The sequence below is a fragment of the Rhodococcus sp. EPR-147 genome (assembly GCF_001647185.1).
GTDB lineage: Bacteria > Actinomycetota > Actinomycetes > Mycobacteriales > Mycobacteriaceae > Rhodococcoides.
This window is the reverse complement of the sequence record NZ_LVCU01000369.1, coordinates 1-1,417: the sequence shown is the minus strand read 5'-3', so window position 1 is coordinate 1,417 and position 1,417 is coordinate 1. Positions and strand designations below refer to the sequence as shown.

Annotated in this window: 2 protein-coding genes; both read right to left on the bottom strand. The window is 66.2% G+C overall.

All coding sequences use genetic code 11. The features are described 5' to 3' along the window. On the bottom strand, nucleotides 1-1,055 hold a 1,055-nt coding region (locus tag A2J02_RS16630), incomplete at its 3' end, for a condensation domain-containing protein (protein WP_068051338.1). A 125-nt stretch (nucleotides 1,056-1,180) separates the two neighbouring features. Then, nucleotides 1,181-1,417: SufE family protein (locus A2J02_RS16625; RefSeq protein ID WP_197478045.1), on the bottom strand; the 237-nt coding region annotated here is incomplete at its 5' end.

The following is a 1,417-nucleotide window of genomic DNA, read 5'->3' as shown; positions in this document are numbered from 1 at the left end:
ACCACCGAGCCGAACGAGTCCGCACCGGCGATGTCGAAAGAGATGGGGCACAGTCCGACGAACCAACCCAGCGCCGACGCCCATTGCGGCTCGTCGCGAGTGTGCACCGGCGTCACCGTGCGGAAACGATTGCCGCCGCCCAGTTCGGAGCCGGTGATGGCCAGAACTGCGAGCAACCCGGCGAACAGACTGTGTCCGGTCTTGCGGCAGGCGACCGAGAACGAGTCGGCCTGGTCCGGGTCGAGCACCCACGCGGACAAACCGCCCTGCGGCAGATCGTCCGGGCTCGGATCTCCGATGTCGAGTGGAAAGGCCGGTAGCTCGCCTTCGCCGTCGACGAGAAAATCCCGCCATATCCGCACGGCGTCGTGGGAATGCTCCAGCTCTGCATTCCTCTCGCGTTCGGAGGAACCGAAGTCGAGGTAGCTGCCGGCCTCGAACAGGGCAGCGGGCGCACCACCGAGTTCCTCGCCGTACAGAGCAGCTATCTCGTGCGCGACCAGCACCGTGGACAGGCCGTCGATGATCGAATGATCCGCTGCGAAGAACACGGTGATCGGACGCGTCTCGTCCACCGGTTCGAGCGTCACGAAGGCGTAGGCGGGCCAGATCAACGGTGAGGTGAACTCGTCGAACAGATACTGCAGGTGCTCGAACACCTCACTCGATTGCGCGCACCGTTCCTGCTCGACCTGCCAGATGTCGATGGCACCCTGCGCGGCGGTCACCCTCGTCATCTCGCCCGTCACCTCGTCGATCGACGCGCTCGAACGCATCGCCTCGTGCCGGTCGATCCAGTTCAGCACTGCCTGGCGAAACGCGGGCTTGTCCAGCGGGCCTGCGATTTCGAAGGCCGCGCCGAGCCATGATTCACGACCGCGGCGAGGACTGCTCAGGCTCGTACGAAGGTGTGTCTCGTGGACGTAGGACGTCGGCCTGGCGTCGGGATGCCAGCCAGCAGCCTCCGGAGTGCGGGCCTGCGGGCCGACGCTGGGTATCCACTCGGTGAGCGTGCCCGCGGGAACCGCGTAGTCCGCCAACTCCGTGAACTCCATATCGGCAGCAACCAACCTTCGTCGTACGCATCGGGGGGACTGGGCTCCAGGGGCCCTGCCGCGGAGTCTAACGACGACGCGTTGTATCGATCAAGACGACGGCACGTCACCTGCGCCGTCGCCGGTCAACGCAGGTGACGCTTGATCCGCGCCAACATCGCCGACATACCGCGCAGTCGCAACGGGCTCACCGCGTCGCTCAGCCCCAGAGCCGAGTAGAAATCGTCCGGTACGTCGAGGATCTCCTGTGCGCCGAGACCGTCGAGCCCCTGCGCCAGGATCGAGGCGAACCCCCGCGTGGTCGGAGCTTCCGGTGGGGCGCTGAAGTACAGCCGGACCCGCGCCGGATCGCCTGCATCCAC